Here is a 25,968-nt window from a genome sequence, read left to right as displayed (position 1 = left end):
GTTACCAGTCAATGCCCTGCTGCGCCATAATTCCGGCGTCAAACGCATGTTTCACCGGACGGAGTTCGCTGACGGTATCGGCCATTTCCAGCAGATCACGATGGCAGCCGCGCCCGGTGATAATCACGGTCTGGTGCGCGGGACGGGCTTTCAGCGCATCCACCACGTCCTGCAAATCCAGATAGCCAAAACTGACCATATACGTCAGTTCATCAAGCACCACGAGATCTAATGATGCATCAGCCAGCATCCGTTTACCGTGCTGCCAGACAGCCTGGCAGGCTTCGGTATCCGTTTCTTTATTCTGCGTTTCCCAGGTAAAACCGGTCGCCATCACCTGAAATTCCACGCCATGAGGCTCGAGCAGATTTTTCTCGCCGTTAGGCCATTCACCTTTAATAAACTGGATCACTGCCGCGCGCATGCCATGGCCGACAGCGCGGGTCACCGTGCCAAATGCCGCCGTGGTTTTGCCCTTACCGTTACCGGTAAATACAATCAGTATTCCGCGCTGTTCTTTGGCGGCGTCAATGCGCGCATCAACCTGTTCTTTCAGCTTTTGCTGGCGCTGTTTATGGCGATCTTCAGTCATCAGAGACTCCGTGATTATTTATTCTGCCGGACCGGCTTTGCGCCCTGGCTGGGCATCAAAACTGATACCTGTTTTACGGCGGCTGTCATCGCCCATCAGATACAGATACAGCGGCATAATATCAGCCGGTGTCTTGAGTTTATCTTTGTTTTCATCGGGGAACGCGGAGGCGCGCATGCTGGTGCGTGTGCCGCCAGGATTGATGCAGTTGACGCGCAGGCCGGTATGCTTATGTTCTTCGGCCAGCACCTGCATCATACCTTCGGTGGCGAATTTTGACACGGCGTAAGCACCCCAGCCGCTGCGGCCTTCGCGTCCGACGCTGGACGTGGTGAACACCAGCGAAGAACTGGCGGATTTCAGCATCAGCGGCAGTAACGACTGAGTCAGCATAAACGTGGCGTTCACATTGACCTGCATGACGTTCATCCAGTCCTGCAACTTAATCTCAGCCATTGGCGTGATGTCAGTCAGCAATCCGGCGTTGTGCAAAACGCCGTCCAGATGCGGCACCCATGCAGCGATTTGATCTGCGACGCGCTGGCAGTCCTGCTGACTGGCGGTCTGTAAATCCAGTGCATAAATGAAAGCCGGTCGCAGATTACGTGCGGCAATTTCCTGCTGCACACTGGCCAGTTTACTCTCAGTACGGCCCAGTAAAATCACCTGCGCGCCGAAACGGGCATACGTCAGTGCGGCTTCACGGCCGATGCCGTCGCCGGCGCCAGTGACCAGAATGATACGGTTATTGAGCAAATCGGATTTAGGATGATAATGCACGGTCAGTCCTCTTAAGGGGGGCGGCGATGTGGCGGTAAATGACGTCATCACATCAGGCGCTCTTCATATCAAAAATGGCGGAAACGGGAGATATTGCGCTCAACCAGAGTCCGGCATTTTGGTGAAAATTTTAGCTTTTTCGGGTGCAATCACCGCTTATATGCCTCAAATGGGCATGAGTTTCAATGATTAACCGAAAAGCGGGCAGCTCTTTTGTAACAAAATTGGAACACAGACGCACTCTGTTTTACGTCTGAGTCATGATGTCATCTTCGAACAAGACGTCAGTGCGGCGATTGTTTAGAATGTTTAACATCTTTCTTACCACGGTTTTATTACCACGTTGAAAAGGCGGTATGTGTGGATTTACTTTCTCTTTATGGGCTATTTTTGGCCAAAGTCGTGACCGTTGTGATCGCCATCGGCGCGCTGGTCGTGTTGTTTGTCGGCCTTCGTCAGCGTAAATCTCACGGCAAAGGTGAGTTACACCTGGTCGATTTAGGTGAACAGTATCGCGAAATGCAACGTGAAATGCGCAGTGCGCGCATGAACCCTGCCGAACTTAAAATTCGCAGCAAGGAACTGAAGAAAAAGGATAAAGCGGAAGCAAAACAGAAAAAACTGCAAGCCAAAACCGGCAGTTCGAAAAGCAAACCTTGCCTGTATGTACTCGATTTCAAAGGCAGTATGGATGCCCACGAAGTCACCTCACTGCGGGAAGAAATCTCGGCGGTGCTGGCCGTTGCAACCCCGGAAGACGAAGTGTTGTTGCGCCTCGAAAGCCCGGGCGGTGTGGTGCACGGTTACGGCCTGGCGGCATCACAACTTGTGCGTCTGCGTCAGAGTGGTATTCGTCTGACGGTTGCGGTAGATAAAGTCGCAGCCAGTGGCGGTTACATGATGGCCTGTGTGGCGGACAGGATTGTCGCCGCGCCGTTTGCCATCATCGGTTCGATCGGCGTGGTGGCGCAGATCCCAAACTTTAACCGTTTGCTCAAACGAAATGACATTGATATTGAGTTGCACACGGCGGGCGAGTTTAAACGTACCCTGACGTTGCTGGGTGAAAATACCGAAGAAGGTCGTGAAAAGTTCCGTGAAGATCTGAATGAAACGCATGTGCTGTTTAAAGAGTTTGTTCATCAGAACCGGCCGTCGCTGGACATTGATGCGGTAGCCACCGGTGAGCACTGGTTTGGTACCCAGGCGCGTGAAAATGGCCTGATTGATGCTATTGGTACCAGTGATGATTTACTGATTGCAGAAATGAAAAATCATGAAGTGATTGCGGTGCGTTACAGCCGTCGTAAACGCATGATGGACCGTTTCACCGGCAGCGCGGCAGAGAGTGCTGATCGCCTGTTCCTGCGCTGGTTACAACGCAGTCAGAAACCGCTGCTGTAATCTATTTTTTTCGCAAGGCATAAAATAAAAAGGGACGAATGTCCCTTTTTAATCCTGCGGATTAAGCCCCGCCGTTTACCGGTTGTGTATACCTTTATTAGCGATTGTTTTATCTCAATCTTCGAGATGGTATTTTTCTGAAAAAAGATGAGCCAGGTGTTTAAACATATTAAATACCGCAGTGGTTTTTCTGGTCGGTAAACCGTCTTCATCCATGAAAAACTCCCCGCGGAAAACCAGCACATTGCCTTTCTGCTCAACCTCTGTCGCCAGCATTCCATGCATGTAATCTTCGTGCTCACGGATAACCTTATTCGCTTCGACCAGTAAAGCTTCGCGACTAATTGCCGATGTATTTTCGTGCATGATATTTACTCCCCACTATAATTGCTGACGTTATTGTAATCCTGACGCTGATAAAACCGCAAATCTGCTGGGGGTAATCTGCTTAATCGCTCTGGTTATAATTTGAGCGTCTTTATAAAAAACGGGCGCGTATTGGCGAAAAGGGCCTTTCCGTGTTAATTAGTTTGCGTGACGATTTTTATCAGGTAGAGTGTGGGATTTTGTGGCTTCAGGTGGAATGTTTTGTTTACGCTTGGTCATTATTTGACTTAAAAATGGGCGCATTCTGCTGAGCCCTGTCTGGTTAATCCCTCGCAGAATCAGTGTTTTGAACCTCTGGAAGTCAGTTCGCTCCTTCTTTTAAAGAAATCAGTTGACGTTCTGACTCACTGCCGCAATATAAAAAAAGACGTGATATTGTGCCGCGGCATAACTAGACAAAATCTTCTTCAGATGATGAAGAATCATTCAGGTAAAGGTAATTATGGGCAAAGCTCTCGTAATAGTTGAGTCCCCGGCAAAAGCCAAAACGATTAATAAATATTTAGGAAATGACTACGTTGTTAAGTCCAGCGTTGGTCATATCCGTGATTTACCGACCAGTGGATCCGCTGCTAAAAAGACCGCCGACTCAACCGAAGAAAAAACAAAGAAAAAAGTAAAAAAGGATGAGAAAACCGCGCTGGTTAATCGCATGGGCGTCGATCCGTATCACGGTTGGGAAGCACAATACGAAATACTTCCGGGTAAAGAAAAAGTTGTTGCTGAGTTAAAAGCGTTAGCGGAAAAAGCTGACCACATCTATCTCGCAACCGACCTTGACCGCGAAGGAGAGGCGATTGCCTGGCATTTGCGGGAAGTGATTGGTGGTGATGACAAACGTTTCAGCCGTGTCGTTTTTAACGAAATTACCAAGAACGCGATTCAAAACGCCTTTAAAGAACCGGGCGAACTGAATATTGATCGTGTGAATGCTCAGCAGGCGCGTCGTTTCATGGACCGCGTGGTGGGTTACATGGTTTCTCCGCTGCTGTGGAAGAAAATTGCCCGTGGTTTATCCGCAGGTCGTGTTCAGTCCGTTGCGGTGCGTCTGGTCGTCGAGCGTGAGAAAGAAATCAAAGCGTTCGTGCCGGAAGAATACTGGGAATTGCATGCGGATTTGCTGGCGAAGAAAGAAACCGCGCTGCAAATGGAAGTCACGCATCATCTCGAAAAACCGTTCAAACCGGTCAATAAAGAACAAACTCACGCGGCCGTTTCGCTGCTTGAAAAAGCGCGTTACACCGTGGTGGATCGTGAAGACAAACCGACCAGCAGCAAGCCGGGTGCGCCTTTCATTACTTCCACACTGCAACAGGCGGCCAGTACGCGTCTGAGCTTCGGTGTGAAGAAAACCATGATGATGGCCCAGCGTCTTTACGAAGCCGGTCATATTACCTATATGCGTACGGACTCCACTAACCTGAGTCAGGACGCCGTGGAAATGGTGCGCGGCTATATTGGCGAGAATTTTGGTGATAAATACCTGCCGAAAGCGCCGCTGCAATACAGCAATAAAGAGAATTCTCAGGAAGCGCACGAAGCGATTCGTCCTTCTGACGTGGCCGTGATTTCAGAACAACTGAAAGATATGGAAGCGGATGCTCAACGTCTGTATCAGCTAATCTGGCGTCAGTTTGTGGCCTGTCAGATGACACCGGCTCAGTACGACTCCACTACGCTGACGGTGAAAGCGGGCGATTACTCTCTGCGCGCCAAAGGTCGTACGCTGCGTTTTGATGGCTGGACCAAAGTCATGCCGGCGTTGCGTAAAGGCGACGAAGACAGAACCTTGCCGGCGATCGAAGTGGGTACGGATCTGGAGCTGCAACAACTGCTGCCCACCCAGCATTTCACCAAGCCGCCTGCGCGTTTCAGCGAAGCGTCTCTGGTTAAAGAACTGGAAAAACGTGGCATTGGCCGTCCGTCTACCTATGCGTCGATCATTTCGACCATTCAGGACAGGGGTTACGTTCACGTTGAAAACCGTCGCTTCTACGCAGAAAAAATGGGGGAAATCGTTACCGATCGTCTGGAAGATAACTTCCGTGAATTGATGAACTACGATTTCACCGCACGTATGGAAGACGGGCTGGATCAGGTCGCCAACAACAAGGCGGAATGGAAAGCCGTTCTGGATGAATTCTTCAGTGAATTCAGTAAGCAGCTGGAAACTGCTGAGAAAGACCCGGAAGAAGGCGGTATGCGCCCGAATCAGATGGTGTTGACCAGCATTGAATGCCCGACCTGCGGACGTCCGATGGGGATCCGTACCGCCAGCACTGGCGTGTTCCTCGGTTGTTCCGGCTACGCCTTGCCGCCGAAAGAGCGCTGCAAAACCACCATCAACCTGATTGCTGATGCCGAAGTGCTGAACATTCTGGAAGGTGATGAAGCCGAAGCCAACGCGCTGCGTGCGAAGCGTCGTTGCGTCAAATGCGGCACGGCGATGGACAGCTATCTCATCGATAATCAGCGCAAATTGCATGTTTGTGGTAACAACCCGGAATGTGATGGCTATGAAATCGAAGAGGGTGAGTTCCGCATCAAGGGTTATGACGGCCCGATTGTTGAGTGCGAAAAATGTGGCTCTGAAATGCACCTGAAAATGGGACGTTTCGGTAAGTACATGGGCTGTACCAACGACGAATGCAAAAACACCCGTAAGATTTTGCGAAACGGTGACGTTGCGCCGCCGAAAGAAGATCCGGTTCCGCTACCGGAATTGCCGTGTGAGAAATCAGACGCCTATTTCGTGCTGCGTGACGGTGCGGCAGGGGTATTCCTGGCTGCCAACACGTTCCCTAAATCGCGCGAAACCCGTGCGCCGCTGGTGGAAGAACTGAAGCGCTTCAAAGACCGCTTGCCGGAAAAACTCAGCTATCTGGCCGATGCGCCGGTGGCCGATCCGGAAGGCAATAAATCAATGGTGCGTTTCAGCCGTAAAACCAAGCAGCAGTATGTATCTTCAGAAAAAGACGGCAAAGCCACTGGCTGGACGGCGTTTTTTGTCGACGGTAAGTGGGTCGAAGGCAAAAAATAATTATCGCCGTCATACCTTAAGCTGTTAAGCCGTTGTAAAAAACCAGTCTTCCGGACTGGTTTTTTTATTGCATTAAGATCTATCATCGCGGAGTTATGCGTGTTTTTATTATCAGTCTGCGACAGTCCTCGATTATCGTTATGTTCTTCGGGTATACATGACGCTAATAATGGATATAATTGTTATATAAAATTTATTCTTATGCACTTAAGTAATAAGTTAATGCGTCTGGGGCATAAAAACGGTGCGTTCACAGACTTCCGGTAGTCGATAAAAAATCATTTCCAGACTGTTCAGCCAACGGATGAACAGGGATGGCGACAGGGTTTGAAACCAGGGTGGTATGAGATATGAAATTGCAGCAACTGCGCTACATCGTAGAGGTTGTTAATCACAATCTGAACGTCAGTTCGACGGCAGAAGGCCTGTACACGTCGCAGCCTGGGATCAGCAAACAAGTGCGGATGCTGGAAGATGAACTCGGGATCCAGATTTTTTCCCGCAGCGGTAAACATCTGACACAGGTCACGCCGGCAGGGCAGGAAATCATCCGTATTGCCCGTGAAGTATTGTCTAAAGTGGATGCGATCAAAGCTGTTGCTGGTGAGCATACCTATCCGGACAAAGGTTCGCTGTATGTCGCGACGACGCATACGCAGGCGCGTTATGCCTTACCGAATGTGATTAAAGGCTTTATCGAGCGTTATCCGCGCGTTTCATTGCATATGCATCAGGGGTCGCCGACGCAGATTGCTGAAGCAGTTTCAAAGGGCAATGCGGATTTTGCTATCGCCACCGAAGCGCTCCATCTGTATGACGATCTGATCATGCTGCCTTGCTACCACTGGAACCGTGCCGTGGTGGTTCAGCCTGATCATCCGCTGGCAGGTAAAGAGAAAGTCACCATTGAGGAACTGGCAGCTTATCCGATTGTGACCTATACCTTCGGCTTCACTGGTCGTTCAGAACTGGATACCGCGTTTAACCGCGCCGGTCTGACGCCACGCATTGTATTCACCGCCACCGATGCTGACGTCATCAAAACCTATGTCCGCCTGGGGCTGGGCGTCGGTGTCATCGCCAGCATGGCAGTGGATCCGGTTCAGGATCCGGATCTGGTGACCGTGGATGCGAGTGATATTTTCACCTACAGCACCACCAAAATCGGTTTCCGTCGCAGTACATTCCTGCGCAGCTATATGTACGATTTTATCCAGCGCTTTGCGCCGCACCTGACACGTGATGTGGTTGATACCGCTATTTCCCTGCGCTCCAACGAAGACATTGAAGAAATGTTCAAAGACATTAAGCTGCCGACAAAATAAGTCGTCATCCTCTATTTTTATCTCCCTGAGATCCCGCCGCATCCTCACCGAAGCGGCGGGATTTTTTTGCCTGATGATCAGTTTGAGCTGTTATCAAAATGTTAACGATAATTTGTGTTATCTTTAACTATGCACTTATAAGCCAGCGGGTTATTACTCATGGCCACGCTGAGCGCTAAAGGAGAAGCTATGTCGTCTATTCGCAAGAACAGTCTGGATAAGCTGGCAGTCCGGGAGAAAGAATTTTACTACTACAGCCTGCCACTCGCTGCCAAAACGTTGGGTGATGTTCAGCGCCTGCCAAAATCCCTCAAAGTTTTACTCGAAAATTTACTGCGCCACGTTGATGGTGACACTGTCACAGAAAGCGATCTACAGGAACTGGTCGAATGGCAGAAAACCGGTCATGCCGACCGCGAAATTGCTTATCGTCCGGCGCGCGTACTGATGCAGGATTTTACGGGTGTACCTGCCGTGGTGGATCTGGCCGCGATGCGCCAGGCGGTAAAACGCCTCGGCGGGAATGTCGAACAGGTAAACCCGTTGTCGCCTGTTGATCTGGTCATCGACCACTCCGTCACAGTGGATGAATTCGGTGATGATGAGGCGTTTGGTGAGAACGTTCGTCTCGAAATGGAGCGCAACAACGAGCGCTATCAGTTCCTGCGCTGGGGGCAAAAAGCCTTTAACCGTTTCCGCGTAGTGCCGCCTGGCACGGGTATTTGTCATCAGGTCAACCTGGAATATCTTGGACAAACCGTCTGGTACGAAGAGCAGGATGGCAAAACGATGGCCTATCCCGACACGCTGGTCGGAACGGATTCACATACCACGATGATTAACGGTCTGGGGATTCTGGGCTGGGGTTGCGGCGGTATCGAAGCCGAAGCCGCAATGCTCGGACAGCCGGTTTCCATGCTGATCCCGGACGTTGTGGGTTTCAAACTGACCGGTAAATTACGCGAAGGCATTACCGCGACGGACCTGGTGTTAACGGTCACCCAGATGCTGCGCAAACACGGCGTGGTGGGAAAATTTGTCGAGTTCTATGGTGATGGCCTTGCCGATTTGCCGCTGGCTGACCGCGCGACCATCGCTAATATGTCGCCGGAATTCGGCGCGACCTGCGGCTTCTTCCCGGTGGATGATGTGACACTGAGTTACATGAAGCTCAGTGGCCGCAGCGACGAACAAATCGATCTGGTAAAAGCCTATTCGCAGGCCCAGGGTTTATGGCGTAACGCCGGTGACGAGCCGGTCTTCACCAGTACACTTGCGCTGGACATGGGAGACGTTGAGCCGAGCCTCGCGGGGCCGAAACGTCCCCAGGATCGCGTTGCGTTGCCTGATGTGCCGAAAGCGTTCAAAGCGGCGACTGAACTGGAGTTGGGTAACAGCAAGCCGGGGCGCAGCGATAAAGAAAGTTTCACGCTGGAAGGGCAGCATTATGCGCTGACCACCGGCGCGGTAGTGATTGCGGCAATCACCTCTTGTACCAACACGTCAAACCCAAGCGTGCTGATGGCCGCTGGTCTGCTGGCGAAGAATGCCGCCGAAAAAGGTCTGGCCAGTAAGCCGTGGGTGAAAACCTCACTGGCACCAGGTTCCAAAGTGGTGACCGATTATCTTAATGCCGCCGGTCTCATGCCGCATCTGGAGAAGCTGGGCTTTAATCTGGTGGGCTATGGCTGTACGACCTGTATCGGTAACTCCGGGCCGTTGCCGGAACCGATTGAGTCGGCGATCAAGGCCGGTGATTTAACCGTCGGGGCCGTGCTTTCCGGCAACCGTAACTTCGAAGGGCGTATTCATCCGCTGATTAAAACCAACTGGCTAGCCTCACCACCTCTGGTGGTGGCCTATGCGCTGGCGGGTAATATGAACGTTGATCTGACGACGGATCCGTTGGGTGAAGGTGCTGATGGCAAACCGGTTTACCTGAGAGATATCTGGCCGTCGGCTAACGATATCGCCAATGCGGTTGCGCAGGTGACCACGGAAATGTTCCATAAAGAGTACGCCGAGGTGTTTAACGGCGATGCCAGCTGGCAGGCGATTCAGGTTGAAGGCACGCCGACCTATACCTGGCAGGAAGACTCCACCTATATCCGCCACCCGCCGTTCTTCAGTGATATGAAGGCGGAACCTGATGCGCTGGAAGACATCAAAGATGCGCGAATTCTGGCGATTCTGGCGGATTCAGTGACCACCGACCACATTTCACCTGCCGGGAATATCAAGGCCGAAAGTCCGGCTGGTTTGTATCTGACCCAGCACGGCGTCGAGCCCAAAGCGTTCAACTCCTACGGCTCGCGGCGCGGTAACCATGAAGTGATGATGCGCGGGACGTTCGCCAATATTCGCATCAAAAATGAAATGGTGCCGGGCGTGGAGGGCGGATATACGCGTCATATTCCGTCGCAGGACCAACTGGCGATTTACGATGCGGCGATGCGCTATCAGCATGAAAGTGTGCCGACCGCGGTGATTGCCGGTAAAGAATACGGTTCAGGTTCAAGCCGTGACTGGGCGGCGAAAGGGCCGCGTCTGCTTGGGGTACGTGTGGTTATCGCAGAATCATTCGAACGTATTCACCGCTCGAATCTGATCGGGATGGGGATTTTACCGCTCGAGTTCCCGCAGGGTGTGACGCGCAAAACGCTGAAACTCACGGGCGATGAACAGATCAGCATCAGCGGGTTACAAACCCTGACGCCGGGGCAGGATGTTGCAGTGCATATCACGTTTGCTGATGGTCATACTGAAACAATTGATGCACATTGCCGTATCGATACCGGCAACGAACTGACCTATTTCCAGAACGGCGGCATTCTGCATTATGTGATCCGCAAAATGCTGTAAAACCGCTTCTCCGGCCAATAAAAAAGGTTCATCGCGGTTAAGCGTGAACCAATAGAAAAGGGCGCCTTCTTAAGGTGCCCTTAATATTTGGATCGGACTATAAATCCTTACTTGTCGAGCAGATGGCCCATTTTGGCGGCTTTGGTCGACAGGTAGCGTTCGTTTTCCGGATTACGGCCGACGATCAGCGGGACGCGTTCTGTAATGTTAATACCGGCTTCAGTCAGAATTTCGACTTTCTTCGGATTGTTGGTCAGCAGGCGTACGGAATCGACACCCAGCAATTTGAACATGTCGGCGCACAGCGTGAAGTCGCGTTCGTCTGCGGCGAACCCAAGCTGATGGTTGGCTTCGACGGTGTCGTAACCTTTGTCTTGTAAGGCATATGCGCGGATCTTATTCAGCAAACCGATGTTACGGCCTTCCTGACGGTGATACATCAGGATGCCACGACCTTCTTCGGCGATATGATTCAGTGCGGCTTCGAGCTGGAAACCGCAGTCACAGCGCAGGCTGAATAAGGCATCACCGGTCAGACATTCGGAGTGAACGCGCGCAAGAACCGGCGTTTCACCGGTGATGTCGCCAAAAACTAACGCCAGGTGGTCGTGCCCGGTGGCCAATTCTTCAAAACCCACCATCAGGAAATCGCCCCAAGGTGTTGGCAGATTGGCTTCTGCCACCCGTTTCAGCTGCATTTTATGCTCCAAAAAAACCACAAATAGTCTTTATTTACAGTAAGTATTTTACTTGTTGATGCGCATCCTACTTTCTGATGCGGCCTCTGGATAGGGAATCGGTGCCTTTCCATCACGACAGGGCATCATTTTGCCACAGTTTGGGTCACATTTTAGCGGGAATATTTGAACGATTAGTTCATAACTTATGAATTATAACCGCTTCTTCAACAACTCACGCTAAAGGAATGTTAAGCAATCACAACGTTGATACACTCCAACTCTTTTTACGCATGACTGAAGGGACGACTATGTTTGATATCGCCAGGCGCACCGCTCTCGGGGCTGTTCTTTTGTTACTGATGCCCGCAGCGGTGTGGATAAGCGGCTGGACGTGGACACCGGGTGGTAATCCCGCCGTGCTGCGTCCGCTTTATTGGGTCACGGAAACGGTGAGTGAACCATGGGGAATCATGACGACTGTGATCCTCTGTGGCTGGTTTCTGTGGTGCCTGCGATTTCGGCTTAAACCGGCCATCGGGCTGGTGGTGATCATTACCTTGTCAGTGTTGGCCGGTCAGTATGTTAAAGACTTTATCAAAGCCGAAGTCCGCGAACCCAGGCCGTATGTCGCATGGCTGGGGACGGATCATCAGATGAACGTCGATGAATTTTATGCCCGGAAAAGTAAAGCGCGTGCCCGGCAGGTGAAAGAGGTGCTGGGCGACAACGTGCAAATCCCGCACTGGCTGAATAAAAGCTGGCAGAACGACACGGGATACGCATTCCCTTCTGGCCACACGATGTTTGCCGCAACCTGGGCTTTACTCGGTGTCGGGTTATTGTGGCGGCGTAAACACTATAAAACGGTCACCGTGCTGATGGTGTGGGCGGTGGTGGTGATGGGCAGCAGACTGATGCTCGGCATGCACTGGCCACGCGACCTGATGGCATCTGTGGGCATCAGCTGGATCCTGGTAATGCTGGCCTGCTGGCTGACGGAGCGCTATGTCGGGCCGCTAACGCCACCACCAGCAGAAAACCAGGAAATCAGCGAGCGTGAATAATCCCGGTTTTTTGATTTCTTACCGTCTGAAATCTCAGGGGGTTCCTGGTGAACCCTTTAATTCATGGTTTTCATCCCCATATACATTCCATAGCCTTAATTGTCGTGGTGGTCACGACACCACACTAAAGTCGAATGAAGTTGCTACAGACGGCATTTAAACCCTCCGCAATGTTTCCCTGCTTTGTTCGGAAATGCTAACTTATTAGGTCGGGACGCGAGTTTTTGGCATAATTCATCCGGTACACCCGGCATTACAGGAATGAATGTGAAATATCTGCTGATTTTTTTATTTTTGCTGGTCATCGTTGTGATTTCTATCACTCTGGGTGCCCATAACGATCAGACTGTGACCTTCAATTATTTGCTGGCACAGGGTGACTATCGTGTTTCTACACTGCTTGCTGTGCTGTTCGCTACCGGTTTTATTCTTGGCTGGATAATCTGTGGTTTGTTCTACCTGCGTGTACGTCTGTCACTGGGGCGCGCCCAGCGTAAAATCAAACGCCTGGAGCAGCAAATTGAACCCGCGGCTGTCGTTACGCCGCCAGCAGCATCTTACGATGTCAGCAAGGAATAACCCTCTATGTTAGAACTGCTGTTTCTGTTGTTGCCCGTTGCGGCCGCCTACGGCTGGTACATGGGGCGCAGAAGTTCTCAGCAGGACAAACAGGAAAATGCTAACCGCCTGTCGCGTGAATACGTCGCGGGGGTTAACTTCCTGCTTTCCAATCAGCAGGATAAAGCGGTCGATCTGTTCCTCGAAATGTTGAAAGAGGACAGCAGTACAGTCGAAGCGCACCTGACTCTGGGCAACCTGTTCCGCTCCCGTGGTGAAGTCGATCGTGCGATCCGTATCCACCAGTCGCTGATGGAAAGTGCTTCGCTGACTTTCGAACAGCGCCTGCTCGCCGTACAGCAACTGGGTCGTGATTACATGGCTGCCGGTTTCTATGATCGTGCGGAAGACATGTTCAACCAGCTGGTGAAAGAGCAGGATTTCCAGTTGTTTGCGCTGGAACAGTTGTTGATTATTCATCAGGCCACCAGCGACTGGCAGAACGCCATTGATGTGGCGGAACGTCTGGTCAAGCTCGGCAAAGAAAACCGCCGTAAAGAAATTGCGCATTTCTGGTGTGAACTGGCATTGCAGGCAATGGTGTCTGAAGATTTCGATAAGGCGACCGGCTTGCTGAAAAAGGCGGCGGCAGCGGACAAACTCTGTGCCCGTGTCTCCATTATGCAGGGGCGGATTTTACTGGCGCAGGGCGATTACCGCAAAGCGACAGAGGCCTTACAGCGGGTGCTGGAGCAGGATAAAGAGCTGGTCAGCGAAGCGTTGCCGATGCTGCAGGAGTGTTACCAGAATCTTGACGATACGCTGGCATGGGCCGAGTTTCTCAGGCGTTGTGTGGATGAAAATACCGGCGCCACAGCAGAACTGATGCTGGCCGAAATCATCCAGGATGAAGAAGGGCGTGAGACCGCGCAAAACTATATCAACCGTCAGTTGCAACGCCATCCGACCATGCGCGTGTTTCATCACCTGATGGATTACCATCTGGCGGATGCGGAAGAAGGCCGTGCAAAAGAGAGCCTGGTGTTGCTGCGGGATATGGTGGGTGAACAGATCCGGACGAAGCCACGCTATCGCTGTCACAAATGCGGCTTTACCGCGCATTCACTTTACTGGCATTGCCCGTCATGCCGTGGCTGGGCGACGATAAAGCCAATCCGGGGCCTGGATGGCCAATAAGTTTCCCCGTCATACTTCGGGTTGCAGATGCGTTTGTCGCCTTCCTGCAACGTGAATTATTTAGGGGAAACCGCAGGATATTTTAAATCGACTCTTACTTCTTCTTGCTGCTCGCCTTGCGGGCATTAAGCAACGTCCGCAATTTCTTGATTTCTTTGGTGGTCAGCGCGGGTTCAGTCTCTTCTGCAAGATGCTGATTATCAATTTCGTGTTCTGTGGCTTTAGCGGCTTTTTTACCTTTGGGCGCAGCAGGGTTAAAACTCTCTTCCAGGCGTGCCGCAACTTCTGCACTTAATGAATGTTCTGCTTCCGCAGCGGCGTTTTTGATCAGTTCTTTCAATTCAACCGGAATTTTAACGGTCAGGGTTGTTATCTCACTCATTTTTCTGCCTTTCCTTAGAGTAAAAGTAACAAGCTAAGCCAGCCTTGTTGCATCGTCTAGTGCATCACAAAAATTTAATAAAAATGTCACATTAGGTGTAGCTGTGAATTCAGTGGTTTGCCATGTAAAATATCGGCGGCAAAAATTATATTATTTCTTCCTGACGTAAAAACTGACAAGAGGCTGACGAGATGAAGTCCGAAAATAACACTAACAACAAAGACTTAAATACTTCACCGATTGTTGTCGCTCTCGATTATGCCGATAAATCCTCCGCACTGGCGTTTGCTGACAAAATCGATCCGCGTGATTGCCGTCTGAAAATTGGCAAAGAGATGTTCACTCATTTTGGTCCGCAGATGGTCAAAGATCTGCAGACCCGCGGTTTCGACGTCTTTCTGGATCTGAAATTCCACGACATCCCTAACACTACTGCGCGCGCTGTGGCTGCTGCGGCAGATTTGGGTGTCTGGATGGTGAATGTGCATGCCAGCGGCGGTGCGCGCATGATGACGGCGGCCCGGGAAGCGCTGGCACCGTTTGGAAAAGATGCCCCCTTACTGATTGCCGTCACGGTGCTGACCAGCCTGGAAGACAATGACCTGGCGGATTTAGGTATTGAACTTTCTCCGGCTGATTATGCTGAACGTCTGGCGCGCCTGACACGCGACTGCGGCCTCGATGGCGTAGTGTGTTCCGCGCAGGAAGCGACCCGTTTTAAATCTGCTCTCGGGCAGGCGTTCAAACTGGTGACGCCGGGTATCCGCCCGGCTGGTAGCCAAGCCGATGATCAGCGTCGCATCATGACGCCACAGGAAGCGCTGGCGGCGGGCGTGGATTACATGGTGATTGGCCGGCCGATCACGCAATCTGCCGATCCGGCGCAGACCCTGCGTGAAATTCTGGCATCACTGCGCTAAGAAGGAAAAACCATGAGCAATGACAGCAACAGCCGTTTAGTGTATTCGACCGACAGCGGCAGAATCGATGAGCCCAAAGTCGTGGCTGAGCGTCCGAAAGGTGACGGCATTGTGCGTATTCAGCGCCAGACCAGCGGGCGCAAAGGGAAGGGCGTGTGCCTGATCACCGGTGTCAGTCTTGATGATATTGAACTGGAAAAACTCGCTGCCGAACTGAAAAAGAAATGCGGTTGTGGCGGTGCAGTGAAAGACGGCGTGATTGAGATCCAGGGTGACAAACGCGATCTGCTTAAACAACTGCTGGAAGCGAAAGGCATGAAAGTGAAACTGGCGGGGGGCTGACCTGTCTGTAAACGATCACTGACCGTTAATAATAAGATGCTGCATCCGCAAAGGTGCAGCATCTTGCTTTAGCTTTTAGAGATATCACAACGCGAAAGCACGTTGTTTGTCATCCATCTGATGACAATAAAGTTGACCTGAAAAACAACCCAATCCTATTTTTAGCTTTATTCGTTGCTTAACGCTTACGTTTTTGATGCCAGTTAAATAGAACTTATCTCCCGGTTGTTTTACTTACTGACCTGATGTCCGATGATACCACCCACTGCAGCGCCACCTAATGTCCCTAGGGTACTGCCGTCAGTCAGAACTGCACCACCCAGCGCACCTGCACCCGCACCGATTGCGGTGTTGCGGTCACGCTTAGACCAGTTACCACAAGCGCTGACAGACATTGCCAGAGTCAGAACCAGTGCGATACTGGCAACACGTTTATTCACGAGCATCATAATTTTTCTCCTATCCAGACGCAGTTGTGCATCCGTTAATTAAAAATAGTGAAATTGATATACATTCACTAGGTGAATAATCTTAATTCACCAAGGATGCTCTTTCTCACCACACAAAAGACTAAAAAGCTGGACAAACATTCAACGGTTTGTGGAACAAATGGGCACTTTTACGTTTGCAGCAGATCTGTACGCACTCTTTAGCGATTTCCCCCATACCTGCACACACCCGTCACCCAGACAATAAAGCCTCGTAATAAGAGGAAACCAAGATGCTAAAGCAACTGAAAGAGCAGGTATTAGAGGCCAATCTGGCACTGCCTCGCCATAATCTGGTGACCTTTACCTGGGGAAATGTCAGCGCCGTTGACCGTAAACTTGGGCTGGTCGTGATTAAACCGTCGGGAGTGGAATACGACCACATGGGCGTGGACGACATGGTGGTGGTGGAACTGGAGACCGGCAAAATCGTCGAGGGCAGCAAAAAGCCTTCTTCCGATACCGATACCCACCGGGTACTGTACCTGAATTTCCCGGAAGCAGGGGGTATTGTTCATACGCATTCGCGCCACGCAACCATCTGGGCGCAGGCCGGTTTGGATATTCCCGCCTGGGGCACCACGCACGCGGATTATTTCTACGGCAACATTCCCTGCACGCGGCTGATGACCGAAGAGGAAATCGCCGGACGTTATGAATGGGAGACCGGTGAAGTCATCGTTAAAACCTTCGCGGAAAGACATCTGTCGCCGGCAGACATTCCGGCTGTACTGGTGCATTCGCACGGGCCGTTTGCCTGGGGGAAAGATGCCGATAATGCCGTGCATAACGCCGTCGTGCTGGAAGAGGTCGCCTACATGGGCATTTTCTCCCGCCAGTTAACGCCGCAGTTGCCGGATATGCAGCCGCAATTACTGGATAAGCATTACCTGCGTAAACATGGCAAGAATGCCTACTACGGCCAATAATCCCCTGAAACCCGAATTATCGGGGAGACAGATAAGGATAGGTCAGCCGACCAGGCTGACCTTAATCCCGGCAGCGGAAAGTTGCTGCTGATATTCAGGGGATAATTTGTCGTCAGTGATGACCCGGCTGAAGGCGCTGACCGGCCCCAGCGGGTTAAGATTTATTTGACCGAATTTCGATGAATCCGTTAGCACGATATTTTCCGCACCTTTAGCCACGACCGCATTCACCACATCAGCACGTAACATGTCCCGGCCGGTAAAGCCGGTGGTATCGGTGAAGCCGTCGATGCCCATGAACGCTTTACTGAAATTCATTTGTTGCAGACACATTCTGGTCAGCGGGCCGACCACCGTCTGACTGGTTTTCTGATACATCCCGCCGAGCAGAACCACGTCACAGGGCATACTTTTCAGCAAAGAGGCGACATAACCGCTGACGGTAATCACCGTCAGGTTCTTCTTATCGGCAAGATATTGCGCCAGCAAGGCGATGCTGCTGCCACTTTCGAAAAATACCGTTTCGCCGTCCTGGATCAGGGATGCCGCAAACTTCGCCAGTTTCTGCTTCTGGGCAAAATTCGACATCATGCGGGTATCCACGTCATCGGTCTGGATAGCGACGGCAAAACCGTGCGCACGGCGCAGATAATGTCGCTGTTCCAGTAGCGTAAGATCGTGGCGGATCGTCACTTCTGACACCTGACAAATCTGTGACAACGCACTGACGCTGATGCGCTGCTTATCGTTTACCCATTGCAGAATAACTTGTTGTCTGTCGTTCATAACCGCCCAAAATACGGGCAGCCTGCGCCGCCCGTTGAAAGTTAAATTCAGATGCGAATTTTAAAGTGAATGTTCTGTACGGGCGATAATATCATCCTGAGCCTCAGGCGATAAGGCCGTAAAGAATGCGGAGTAACCGGCGACACGGACAACCAGGTCGCGATAGTTCTGCGGTTCCTCACGCGCTTTCAGCAATGTCTCGCGGGAAACAATATTGTACTGAACATGCCAGCCGCGATGTTCCTCAAAGAATGTCCGCAGCATTAGCATTAACGTCTCGCGTTCGCTTTCATTTTCCAGCGATGCCGGATTCAGTTTCTGATTGAGCAGTACGCCGCCGAGAATCGCTTCTGTCGGTAATTTGCTCAGCGAATTAAAGACCGCTGTCGGCCCGAGATGATCGGTACCGGATGCCGGGCTGGCCCCTTCCGCCAGCGGCGTAAAGGCTTTACGTCCATCCGGCGTGGCGGTAGTTGCGGCACCAAACGGCACGTTGGCCGAAATAGACGATGTACCCGCGTAATACGTGCCACCGACCGGGCCGCGTCCGAAGCGGGTATTGTGATAATTCGACAGTTCATCGATATAGCACTGATACGCACGCACCAGCAGATTATCGACCTCGTCTTGATCATTGCCGTATTTCTCTGCGCCGTTAATCAGCCGCTGACGCAGTCGTTCACCGTCCAGTCCCTCATAATCTGAAGCCAGCGCGTTGGCCAGTTCCTGCTGGCCAATCACGCCCTGATCGAATACCAGCTTTTTCACTGCCGCCAGGCTGTTACCCAGATTGGCGATCCCGACCTGCAATCCTGAAACCCAGTCGTATTTCGCACCGCCTTGCTTGATGGTTTTCCCGCGTTCTATACAGTCATCGACCAGCGCCGAACACAAAATATCCTGCGCATTCTCTTCCAGAACCGTATCGACCACGCATTCGATTTCGATGGATTTGCGGGTGTAATAACGGATTTGTTCATCCCACTGCGCAAAGACCTGATCGAAATTATCGAAATTCCCCTGCGACAAACCGCGTTCCTGCGGCAGGAAGCGGGTATGACTTTTCGCGTCGTGCCCCTGTTCAAGCGCGGCGAGCATCACGCGGGCAAAGTTGATGAAACTCATGCCGGTACAACGATAGCCCCACTTGCCGCCGACTGCCGTTTCGATGCAGCCAATGGCGGCATAATCATAAGCATCCTGTTTTTCGACGCCCAGTTTGATGAATTCTGGAATAACAATTTCATCGTTATTAAAGGCGGGCATGCCAAAACCACAGCGGATCACCTGTACGCAGGCATCAAGGAAGTCACGGCTCATTCCGGCGTGATAGCGCACGCTCAGATTCGGCTGGGTGGATCGCAATTGTCCGCAGGATTCCAGAATGGCGTATGACAGCGGATTTACCGCATCGGATGCCACGTCATTATGCAAATTCTGACCGCCGATGGTGACGTTCTGGTACAACGGGCTGCCCGCCGACGCTTTGGAATGCGTACCGGAGCGGATCTTGTTCACTTCCAGCAATTTCAGCCAGCAGCTTTGCAGCAGTTCGATGGACTGATCACGCTCCAGCGTTTGTTCCAGCTCAACGTCACGACGATAAAACGGATACAAATACTGATCCATGCGGCCAAACGACACGGAGTGGCCGTTGGATTCAATCTGCAAAATAAGCTGAATGAAGTAACACAGTTGCAGCGCCTGCCAGAAGTTTTGCGGTGGCTGATGAGCAATGACGTCGCAGTTGGCGGCGATGGTCAGTAACTCGCTACGGCGCTGCTCGCGGGTTTCCGTGGCGGCCATTTCCCGTGCCAGTTGTGAGAAACGCATGACGTGGTCGCTGACCGCTGCCAGCGTGATATCAATGGCTTTCAGCAATTGCTCTTTATGCAAATCTTCCCAGTCAGTCAGCCGAATGCGGCTGCGACGCTCGCCCACTTTACTGCTTAATCCGTCCAGACCCAGTTCCAGCAGCAGCGGGAAATTCACCGCAAGATGGGCATCGCCGGAAGTCATATTGCCTTCGGCTTTTACGATACCGCTGTCGAGCAACGCTTTCTGCTCATCGGTAAACATACCGTAGCAGCGGTCCTGCACGGTCTGCCCGCGCCACCACGGGCAGAGTTCATGCAGGATTTTTTTGTTGGCTTCGCTGACGGCAAAACCTGCGCCCGGCCGGTCAGCAAGCGCGTCAATTTCACTTTCGATCCAGCCCACGGTGTATTCCGGGAAAATCGGTGCAGCGCGCACTTCGCTGGCCTGATTACCGACGATCAGCTCGTCATGTTTGATCCAGATAGTGCGTTTGCTCAGATGTTCAGCCAGCGCCAGCGCGCGGCGTACCGCCAGCGGTTTGTCAGCATGTTGCTGATAAACCTGCGTGTAATGCTGTGCGCGCTCGGTACATACCGGTGGCTTGACGATGTGGATCAGGGCTTCTTTATGAGACCGGATACGGGCGGAAAGGGTGTTCAGATTCAGTTGGGTCATTTTTCTTATCCTCTTAACTGTGCACAAAGTCCTTTTTCTGCGGCGTATTGTTCAGCGAACGTCAGCAGGTCAGGGTCATTTAACGGCTGGCGTGGCGCCAGATAAGGTTGCCCCAGCAGGACATACTTATTGATGCCCAGCGTGTGGTACGGCAAAAAGTGAATGGCTTCGCAGCCGGTTTCATCCGCCGCAAAATCAACGATCTGGCGGATGGATGCCCGGTCAGCATTAAAATCAGGAATTAACGGCACACGGACGATGAGCTTTTGTCCGGCCGCAGCCAGACGACGGAAATTATCCTTCACTCTTTTGGCGGAACCGCCGGTCAATCGGCGGAAAGGTTCATCGGCCACATGCTTGAGATCCGCCAGCAATAAATCCAGCGCCCCCAGCGAAGGCTCAATGTATTTCCACGGCACATGCAGACAACTTTCCACGGCGGTGTGCAGCCCTTCGTGACGGCAACGTTGCAGCAGTGTCAGCGCAATTTGTGGCTGCAGGAAAGGTTCGCCGCCGGAAAGCGTCACACCGCCGCCGGTACGGGTATAAAAAGGTTTATCCCGCAGGATTTGCTGCATCAGCGCGTCAATATCCGCGTCATTTCCACACACACTCAGCGCGCCGGAGGGGCAAACCTGTTCGATCAGACAGCGATCTTCTGCCTGAAATTGTTCATGCCGAATCCCGATGCGGTCATGTTCTATGCTGACAGCATGTGGAAAAGTCTTTGCGCAGTGCTGACATCCTGCGCTGCATACACGTGAATCGAACAGCACGTCAGGTGCCGCCGAACGACTTTCCGGATTCTGGCACCAGGTACAGCTCAGGGAACAGCCTTTCAGAAAAACCACCGTCCGGATCCCCGGGCCATCATGTGTGGAATAACGCTGCACATTGAAAATCATCTCGACGCTCCCTGGTGCTAAAAATCTTCTTTCGCAATTTAATAACTTTCATTCGAAAGTGATTTTGATGATGATCAACAAACCTTCTGCTTGCTGACGTACACTCTCTGAACTTTGCATTCACTCACAAGTTTCAGGGAGAAAGTTATGGAGCTGTATCTCGATACTGCCGATGTCACTGCGGTAAAACGTTTGTCGCGCATCCTGCCGTTGCAGGGGGTCACCACGAATCCGAGCATCGTGGCGAAAGAAGGTAAATCGCTGTGGGAAGTGCTGCCTGCCTTGCGCGATGCGCTGGGGGGTAACGGTAAATTGTTCGCACAGGTGATTGCTGCCGACGCCGAACAAATGGTTGCAGAAGCGTTGTTGTTGACGCAGCGGGTGTCCGGTTTGGTCGTGAAAGTGCCGGTAAACCGTGAAGGTCTGGCGGCCATTAAAAAGCTGAAGGGCATGAATATCCCGACGCTGGGCACGGCGGTGTATGGCGCAGGTCAGGGATTACTGGCGGCACTGGCGGGGGCGGAATACGTTGCGCCTTATGTGAACCGTCTGGATGCACAGGGCGGTGACGGCATCGCGATGGTCAAAGAGTTGCAGACCTTGCTCAGCCTGCACGCGCCGCAATCGAAGGTGCTGGCCGCCAGTTTCCGAACCCCACGTCAGGCGATGGATTGCCTGCTGGCGGGATGTCAGTCAATCACCTTACCGGTGGATGTGGCCGAACAGTTACTCAATACACCTGCCGTCGAAGCGGCGATTGAAAAGTTTGATACTGACTGGCGTCAGGCGTTCGGCACTTTATCGCTGAGCTGACATTTTTGTGTGATACCCGGCCCGCACAGGCAACTGTTGCGGGCTTTTTTGTTTTTGTGTGTTAAGTATTTTCGTACAAATAATTCGAAAATGTGATTTCTCTCCGAAATTAAATATTGACGGAGTAAATTATTAAAACTACAGATCTAAAAAATAGAAACATCGTTTCAATTTATGAGTTGAATCACTTTTATCACCCTGAGAAATGGATAACGTAGCGGCATCAGGTAGTCCGTGACTTTTAAATCAGGTGAAAATTATGCACATTAAACGAGCGATAGAAAAAATCCCCGGCGGGATGATGTTGGTGCCTCTCTTCATTGGTGCGCTGTGCCATACCTTCGCGCCTGATTCGGGCAAATATTTTGGTTCCTTCACCAACGGGCTGATGACCGGCACTGTACCTATTCTGGCGGTGTGGTTCTTCTGCATGGGAGCCTCCATCAAACTCAGCGCGACCGGCACGGTGTTGCGTAAATCCGGCACGTTGGTGGTCACCAAAATCGCGGTGGCGTGGATTGTGGCGGCGATAGCATCACGGTTCATGCCGGAAAATGGTGTGGAATTCGGCTTCTTCGCCGGACTTTCCGTGCTGGCACTGGTGGCTGCAATGGACATGACCAACGGCGGCCTGTATGCCTCGGTAATGCAGCAATACGGCACGAAAGAAGAAGCGGGCGCATTTGTGCTGATGTCTCTGGAATCCGGCCCGCTGATGACTATGGTGATCCTCGGCACCGCAGGCATCGCGTCTTTTGAACCGCACGTCTTCGTTGGCGCCGTGTTGCCGTTCCTGGTCGGTTTCAGCCTGGGCAATCTCGACCCGGAACTGCGCGAATTCTTCAGCAAAGCGGTACAAACCCTGATCCCGTTCTTCGCCTTCGCACTCGGTAACACCATCAACCTGAACGTCATCGCACAAACCGGTCTGTTAGGTGTGTTGCTGGGGATGTCGGTTATCGTCATCACCGGTATTCCGCTGATCCTCGCCGACAAATTCATCGGAGGTGGCGATGGTACCGCCGGTCTCGCTGCCTCCAGTTCTGCGGGGGCCGCGGTGGCAACCCCGGTCCTGATTGCTGAAATGGTGCCGCAGTTCAAACCGATTGCCCCGGCTGCAACCGCGCTGGTTGCTACCTCGGTTATCGTCACCTCAATTCTGGTGCCGATCCTGACCGCAATGTGGTCGAGAAGAGTGAAGAACAAAGCAGTGAAAGGCAAAGTGGCGATGGATCCGCCGATGGCGAGTATCAAATAACGCCAGATTTGGATTACTCCTCCCCTTCGCAGGGGAGGAAGCAGTCCGGAATTATCCTCACAGTCCTGGCGCTTTCCACATCGATGTTGTCAGTTGCCGGTCCACCAGCCCCAGTTGATCCGCATACACTTCCTGCCAGTTGGCTTTCTGCACCAGATATTTTGCGTGGTTCGCCACATCCGGCTGATATTCCCGTTCCCAGCGCACCAGCGCTTCACCGGTGTCTGCAAGCGACGAATACACGCCTGCCGCGACACCCGCTGCAATCGCACAGCCCAGCGCGGTGGCTTCTTTGACCACCGGCACATTGACCGGAACACCCGTCACATCACTTAAAATCTGACACCATAATTTGCCCTTCGAACCGCCGCCGGAGAACACCAGCGACCTGGCGCGTACACCGGAAAATCGGGCGATCATATCCAGATTACACGCCGATACGATGGCGGCGTTTTCTTCTAACGCGCGGAACAGCACCGGTTTGTTGCATTTTTCCGGGTCGATGGACAGATTGATGAACGACGGGGCGGCGTGATACCAGTTCTTGAAATGCATCGCATCCGAGAATACCGGCGTGACGCCCCAGGCCCCCACAGGCACGCGGGCGGCCATGTCTTCCAGCAAGCTGTAAGCATCCACGCCAAGACGCTGCGCCATGGTTTTCTCTTCGGTACAGAATGCGTCACGGAACCAGCGCATGGTCAGTCCGGTAAAGAAACTGATGGATTCGGCCTGTGCCATACCGGGGATGACGTGCGGATTGACGCGGATATTCATTTCGGGGTCGGTGACCGCTTCCGGCAGGTTGACGATTTGCTGCCAGAATGTGCCGCCAAGGACGGCGGTCTGGCCGGGACGCACCAGACCCAGGCCGAGCGTGCCAAGTTGCGCGTCGCCGCCACCCATGCCGACCGGCGTTCCGGCTTTCAGTCCACAGGCATCGGCCGCGCTGGCCGTGACATAACCGAGGCGTGTACCCGTTTCAGCCACCGGAGAAAGCATATCGGCGCGCAGCCCTGCCATATCCAGCAACTCAGGTCGCCAGTTGCGGGTGGTTAAATCCAGCATGCCGGTGGTACCGGCGTTGGACGGATCCACCGCCAGTTCGCCGCTGAGCATGTAGGCCAGCCAGTCGCTGATCATGGTAATAGTGGCAGCCTGACGGTAAATATCGGGGCGGTGATGGGCCAGCCATAGCAGGCGCGGCATGGCGCTGAGGGCCAGTGTCTGACCGGAGCATTCATAGACTTCGCGTTCAAATTCGAAATCGTGGATCTCTTTTAATTCGGAAACTTCACGGCTGGCGCGGGCATCGACGTTGGCGCAGGCCCAGACAGGTTCGCCGGATTTGTCGTACAGCACGATCCCTTCGCGCATGGAACAGGCCGCCACTGCGCGGATCGCAGAAGCGGGGAGATGTGCTTCCTGCAATGCCTGACGAATACACTGACAGGCCAGTTGCCAGTTTTTTTGCAGATCAAATTCCATTGAACCGGGCACATCCGGCACCGCCAGATGGATCCATTCGGCCTGTCCGGCGGCTATCTGCTCGCCTTCGAGATTGAAAATCACCGCGCGGATACTGCCGGTACCAGCATCCAGCGCCATCAGATAGTTGCGGTCGCGGTCAGAGTTCAGGGTAGAGGTCATCGCAATGTTCTCTCGTGCCAGTTTATCGGGCACCGTGTACCTGACCGCCACGCCCCTTACACCCTGCGGGTCAGTCGAGCAGCGCCAGCATGGCTCTTGCTGTGCTCTCTTCAGTTACCAGTGCATTAATTCGTCTGCCTTTCAGCGCCGCGACGATGGCTTCAGCTTTCTCGACCCCACCTGCGACGCCTAACACGGTCGGAATGCTGGCCAGTTCGTCCGGCGCGACGGCAATCAGCTCATCGTGGATTGCCATGTTTTCTGCCAGCTCGCCGTTGCGCTGCATAAAGAAACCGAGAATGTCGCCGACTGCGCCTTTACGGCCAAACAGCAGCTGCTCACCTTCGCTGATATAACCGGAACGCAAAATAGTCGCGTCCTGTTTCTGGTTCAGCGAGCCAATGCCGACGACCGCAATATCTGCCGCGCAGGCGGCCAGCATGACATCGTGTACATTACGTTCCTGACGGAAAATAGCCGCTACGCTGGCTGATGACGCCCGCAGCGGAGCCGGAATAATGCTCACTCCGCAGGCTGCATCAAGCTGACCAATCCCGGTCATATAGGGCCCGACGCCGCCGGAAAGCGTGACCATGCGGATTTGTTGTGAGGAGATGAATCCGCTCAGATGTTGCAACGTACTCATCGCTGTTTCGCCAAAACCCACAGCCAGCAGTTGTTCCGGCCTGAGCAATGTCATCAGCATGTGTGCTGCGCCGACCCCCAGCCGTGTGCTCAGCGAGCCGTCGGCCAGCTGTGGAAGCACGCGGATCTGCTGTAAACCAAAGCGTTCGAGCAGGGTATTTTCCAGCGTCAAACAACCCTCAAAACGCGAGTTAATTTGTACGCGGATCACTCCTGACTGCCGGCCTTTTTCCAGCAGGCGTGACACTTTCAGCCGCGTCAAACCAAGCCGTTCACCAATTTCATTCTGGGTCAGGCCGTCGTGGTAATAGAACCACGCGGTGCGCGCCAGCAGTTCCTCTTCGCCCATGCTGAATTCCGGATGGTTAGTCAAATCGGAAAGCGTTGTCTTCTCATTCATAGTGAACACTTATCAAAATGTAGATCAATTGTTCGTTAACAAAATGTTGTTAACTGTGATGTGTTTTG

General features: G+C 52.6%; 24 protein-coding genes. 13 read left to right on the top strand and 11 right to left on the bottom strand.

The window, feature by feature from the left end:
* Position 1 precedes the first annotated feature (1 nt).
* Both cobO and HGO41_RS07270 read right to left on the bottom strand, forming a co-directional pair.
* A complete protein-coding gene (gene cobO, locus HGO41_RS07275) occupies positions 2-592 on the bottom strand; it encodes a cob(I)yrinic acid a,c-diamide adenosyltransferase (protein WP_013575916.1) in 591 nt (196 codons plus the stop codon).
* Positions 593-610: 18 nt separating this feature from the next.
* Entirely contained in the window at positions 611-1,372 is a 762-nt protein-coding gene (locus HGO41_RS07270; protein WP_015690068.1) for a YciK family oxidoreductase, read from the bottom strand.
* Between the two features lie 28 nt (positions 1,373-1,400).
* Between HGO41_RS07270 and HGO41_RS07265 the strand changes: the two genes are divergently transcribed.
* A complete protein-coding gene (locus HGO41_RS07265) occupies positions 1,401-1,565 on the top strand; it encodes a hypothetical protein (RefSeq protein WP_157962111.1) in 165 nt (54 codons plus the stop codon).
* A 167-nt stretch (positions 1,566-1,732) separates the two neighbouring features.
* Positions 1,733-2,776 (top strand): protease SohB, encoded by a 1,044-nt coding sequence (gene sohB / locus HGO41_RS07260; protein WP_013575914.1) that lies wholly within the window; start codon positions 1,733-1,735, stop codon positions 2,774-2,776.
* A gap of 114 nt (positions 2,777-2,890) precedes the next feature.
* Here the strand turns inward: sohB and HGO41_RS07255 are convergent, their stop codons facing one another.
* On the bottom strand, positions 2,891-3,142 hold the full coding sequence (locus HGO41_RS07255) for a YciN family protein (protein WP_013575913.1): 252 nt from the start codon (positions 3,140-3,142) through the stop codon (positions 2,891-2,893).
* Between the two features lie 463 nt (positions 3,143-3,605).
* Between HGO41_RS07255 and topA the strand changes: the two genes are divergently transcribed.
* From topA to acnA, 3 genes are all read left to right on the top strand, one after another.
* Positions 3,606-6,203 carry a type I DNA topoisomerase gene (gene topA, locus HGO41_RS07250; protein WP_217147387.1) on the top strand — a complete coding sequence of 866 codons (2,598 nt, stop codon included), beginning with the start codon at positions 3,606-3,608 and terminating at the stop codon, positions 6,201-6,203.
* 350 nt (positions 6,204-6,553) lie between these two features.
* Positions 6,554-7,528, top strand: coding sequence for an HTH-type transcriptional regulator CysB (cysB, locus tag HGO41_RS07245; protein WP_013575911.1), 975 nt, complete (start codon positions 6,554-6,556; stop codon positions 7,526-7,528).
* A 189-nt stretch (positions 7,529-7,717) separates the two neighbouring features.
* Positions 7,718-10,390: an aconitate hydratase AcnA gene (gene acnA, locus HGO41_RS07240; protein WP_013575910.1), complete on the top strand. Its 2,673-nt coding sequence runs from the start codon at positions 7,718-7,720 to the stop codon at positions 10,388-10,390.
* A gap of 107 nt (positions 10,391-10,497) precedes the next feature.
* On the opposite strand, the gene ribA is transcribed toward acnA, so the two are convergent.
* A complete protein-coding gene (gene ribA, locus HGO41_RS07235) occupies positions 10,498-11,088 on the bottom strand; it encodes a GTP cyclohydrolase II (RefSeq protein WP_015690066.1) in 591 nt (196 codons plus the stop codon).
* A gap of 290 nt (positions 11,089-11,378) precedes the next feature.
* On the opposite strand from ribA, the gene pgpB reads away from it, so the two are divergent.
* From pgpB to lapB, 3 genes are all read left to right on the top strand, one after another.
* Positions 11,379-12,134: a phosphatidylglycerophosphatase B gene (pgpB, locus tag HGO41_RS07230; RefSeq protein WP_013575908.1), complete on the top strand. Its 756-nt coding sequence runs from the start codon at positions 11,379-11,381 to the stop codon at positions 12,132-12,134.
* Positions 12,135-12,401: 267 nt separating this feature from the next.
* Positions 12,402-12,713 carry a LapA family protein gene (locus HGO41_RS07225; protein WP_013575907.1) on the top strand — a complete coding sequence of 104 codons (312 nt, stop codon included), beginning with the start codon at positions 12,402-12,404 and terminating at the stop codon, positions 12,711-12,713.
* A 6-nt stretch (positions 12,714-12,719) separates the two neighbouring features.
* Positions 12,720-13,889 carry a lipopolysaccharide assembly protein LapB gene (gene lapB, locus HGO41_RS07220; protein WP_013575906.1) on the top strand — a complete coding sequence of 390 codons (1,170 nt, stop codon included), beginning with the start codon at positions 12,720-12,722 and terminating at the stop codon, positions 13,887-13,889.
* Between the two features lie 94 nt (positions 13,890-13,983).
* Here the strand turns inward: lapB and HGO41_RS07215 are convergent, their stop codons facing one another.
* Positions 13,984-14,271 carry an Arc family DNA-binding protein gene (locus HGO41_RS07215; protein ID WP_015690064.1) on the bottom strand — a complete coding sequence of 96 codons (288 nt, stop codon included), beginning with the start codon at positions 14,269-14,271 and terminating at the stop codon, positions 13,984-13,986.
* A gap of 191 nt (positions 14,272-14,462) precedes the next feature.
* Here HGO41_RS07215 and pyrF point away from each other — a divergent pair, with 191 nt between their 5' ends.
* Together pyrF and yciH are read left to right on the top strand one after the other, a co-directional pair.
* Positions 14,463-15,191 carry an orotidine-5'-phosphate decarboxylase gene (gene pyrF / locus HGO41_RS07210; RefSeq protein WP_121019237.1) on the top strand — a complete coding sequence of 243 codons (729 nt, stop codon included), beginning with the start codon at positions 14,463-14,465 and terminating at the stop codon, positions 15,189-15,191.
* 12 nt (positions 15,192-15,203) lie between these two features.
* Positions 15,204-15,533, top strand: coding sequence for a stress response translation initiation inhibitor YciH (gene yciH, locus HGO41_RS07205; protein WP_013575903.1), 330 nt, complete (start codon positions 15,204-15,206; stop codon positions 15,531-15,533).
* A gap of 230 nt (positions 15,534-15,763) precedes the next feature.
* Here yciH and osmB read toward each other — a convergent pair whose 3' ends face one another.
* Positions 15,764-15,982 (bottom strand): osmotically-inducible lipoprotein OsmB, encoded by a 219-nt coding sequence (gene osmB, locus HGO41_RS07200; protein WP_013575902.1) that lies wholly within the window; start codon positions 15,980-15,982, stop codon positions 15,764-15,766.
* Between the two features lie 272 nt (positions 15,983-16,254).
* On the opposite strand from osmB, the gene araD reads away from it, so the two are divergent.
* A complete protein-coding gene (gene araD, locus HGO41_RS07195; RefSeq protein ID WP_015690062.1) occupies positions 16,255-16,950 on the top strand; it encodes an L-ribulose-5-phosphate 4-epimerase in 696 nt (231 codons plus the stop codon).
* A gap of 42 nt (positions 16,951-16,992) precedes the next feature.
* On the opposite strand, the gene HGO41_RS07190 is transcribed toward araD, so the two are convergent.
* Genes HGO41_RS07190 through HGO41_RS07180 form a run of 3 tightly spaced genes read right to left on the bottom strand, consistent with a single transcriptional unit; the run spans position 16,993 to position 21,134 of the window.
* Entirely contained in the window at positions 16,993-17,736 is a 744-nt protein-coding gene (locus tag HGO41_RS07190; RefSeq protein WP_015690061.1) for a DeoR/GlpR family DNA-binding transcription regulator, read from the bottom strand.
* A 60-nt stretch (positions 17,737-17,796) separates the two neighbouring features.
* The gene (locus tag HGO41_RS07185) at positions 17,797-20,229 is read right to left on the bottom strand and encodes a formate C-acetyltransferase/glycerol dehydratase family glycyl radical enzyme (protein ID WP_250980903.1); all 2,433 of its coding nucleotides are present in this window, start codon (positions 20,227-20,229) and stop codon (positions 17,797-17,799) included.
* A gap of 5 nt (positions 20,230-20,234) precedes the next feature.
* A complete protein-coding gene (locus HGO41_RS07180) occupies positions 20,235-21,134 on the bottom strand; it encodes a glycyl-radical enzyme activating protein (RefSeq protein ID WP_250980902.1) in 900 nt (299 codons plus the stop codon).
* A 147-nt stretch (positions 21,135-21,281) separates the two neighbouring features.
* Here HGO41_RS07180 and fsa point away from each other — a divergent pair, with 147 nt between their 5' ends.
* Both fsa and kdgT read left to right on the top strand, forming a co-directional pair.
* A complete protein-coding gene (gene fsa / locus HGO41_RS07175; RefSeq protein ID WP_015690058.1) occupies positions 21,282-21,947 on the top strand; it encodes a fructose-6-phosphate aldolase in 666 nt (221 codons plus the stop codon).
* Between the two features lie 259 nt (positions 21,948-22,206).
* Complete coding sequence (gene kdgT / locus HGO41_RS07170; protein WP_013575896.1) at positions 22,207-23,205, top strand: 2-keto-3-deoxygluconate transporter; 999 nt, start codon at positions 22,207-22,209, stop codon at positions 23,203-23,205.
* Positions 23,206-23,262: 57 nt separating this feature from the next.
* On the opposite strand, the gene lsrK is transcribed toward kdgT, so the two are convergent.
* Together lsrK and lsrR are read right to left on the bottom strand one after the other, a co-directional pair.
* Positions 23,263-24,855: an autoinducer-2 kinase gene (gene lsrK / locus HGO41_RS07165; protein WP_250980905.1), complete on the bottom strand. Its 1,593-nt coding sequence runs from the start codon at positions 24,853-24,855 to the stop codon at positions 23,263-23,265.
* A 70-nt stretch (positions 24,856-24,925) separates the two neighbouring features.
* Positions 24,926-25,900 carry a transcriptional regulator LsrR gene (lsrR, locus tag HGO41_RS07160; RefSeq protein WP_013575894.1) on the bottom strand — a complete coding sequence of 325 codons (975 nt, stop codon included), beginning with the start codon at positions 25,898-25,900 and terminating at the stop codon, positions 24,926-24,928.
* Positions 25,901-25,968 lie beyond the last annotated feature (68 nt).

The sequence above is a fragment of the Rahnella sp. CG8 genome, assembly GCF_023701875.1.
In the GTDB taxonomy this organism is placed as follows: Bacteria; Pseudomonadota; Gammaproteobacteria; order Enterobacterales; family Enterobacteriaceae; genus Rahnella; species Rahnella aceris.
Note: the sequence above shows the minus strand (reverse complement) of the source record. Positions and strands in the feature narration are given on the sequence as shown.

Excerpts from the sequence above, each read along its gene's own strand:
- cobO (WP_013575916.1), bottom strand. The coding sequence starts at position 592 with ATGACTGAAGATCGCCATAAACAGCGCCAGCAAAAGCTGAAAGAACAG.
- HGO41_RS07255 (WP_013575913.1), bottom strand. The coding sequence starts at position 3,142 with ATGCACGAAAATACATCGGCAATTAGTCGCGAAGCTTTACTGGTCGAA.
- topA (WP_217147387.1), top strand. The coding sequence starts at position 3,606 with ATGGGCAAAGCTCTCGTAATAGTTGAGTCCCCGGCAAAAGCCAAAACG.
- cysB (WP_013575911.1), top strand. The coding sequence starts at position 6,554 with ATGAAATTGCAGCAACTGCGCTACATCGTAGAGGTTGTTAATCACAAT.
- acnA (WP_013575910.1), top strand. The coding sequence starts at position 7,718 with ATGTCGTCTATTCGCAAGAACAGTCTGGATAAGCTGGCAGTCCGGGAG.
- ribA (WP_015690066.1), bottom strand. The coding sequence starts at position 11,088 with ATGCAGCTGAAACGGGTGGCAGAAGCCAATCTGCCAACACCTTGGGGC.
- pgpB (WP_013575908.1), top strand. The coding sequence starts at position 11,379 with ATGTTTGATATCGCCAGGCGCACCGCTCTCGGGGCTGTTCTTTTGTTA.
- lapB (WP_013575906.1), top strand. The coding sequence starts at position 12,720 with ATGTTAGAACTGCTGTTTCTGTTGTTGCCCGTTGCGGCCGCCTACGGC.
- HGO41_RS07215 (WP_015690064.1), bottom strand. The coding sequence starts at position 14,271 with ATGAGTGAGATAACAACCCTGACCGTTAAAATTCCGGTTGAATTGAAA.
- pyrF (WP_121019237.1), top strand. The coding sequence starts at position 14,463 with ATGAAGTCCGAAAATAACACTAACAACAAAGACTTAAATACTTCACCG.
- yciH (WP_013575903.1), top strand. The coding sequence starts at position 15,204 with ATGAGCAATGACAGCAACAGCCGTTTAGTGTATTCGACCGACAGCGGC.
- osmB (WP_013575902.1), bottom strand. The coding sequence starts at position 15,982 with ATGATGCTCGTGAATAAACGTGTTGCCAGTATCGCACTGGTTCTGACT.
- araD (WP_015690062.1), top strand. The coding sequence starts at position 16,255 with ATGCTAAAGCAACTGAAAGAGCAGGTATTAGAGGCCAATCTGGCACTG.
- HGO41_RS07190 (WP_015690061.1), bottom strand. The coding sequence starts at position 17,736 with ATGAACGACAGACAACAAGTTATTCTGCAATGGGTAAACGATAAGCAG.
- HGO41_RS07185 (WP_250980903.1), bottom strand. The coding sequence starts at position 20,229 with ATGACCCAACTGAATCTGAACACCCTTTCCGCCCGTATCCGGTCTCAT.
- HGO41_RS07180 (WP_250980902.1), bottom strand. The coding sequence starts at position 21,134 with ATGATTTTCAATGTGCAGCGTTATTCCACACATGATGGCCCGGGGATC.
- fsa (WP_015690058.1), top strand. The coding sequence starts at position 21,282 with ATGGAGCTGTATCTCGATACTGCCGATGTCACTGCGGTAAAACGTTTG.
- kdgT (WP_013575896.1), top strand. The coding sequence starts at position 22,207 with ATGCACATTAAACGAGCGATAGAAAAAATCCCCGGCGGGATGATGTTG.
- lsrK (WP_250980905.1), bottom strand. The coding sequence starts at position 24,855 with ATGACCTCTACCCTGAACTCTGACCGCGACCGCAACTATCTGATGGCG.
- lsrR (WP_013575894.1), bottom strand. The coding sequence starts at position 25,900 with ATGAATGAGAAGACAACGCTTTCCGATTTGACTAACCATCCGGAATTC.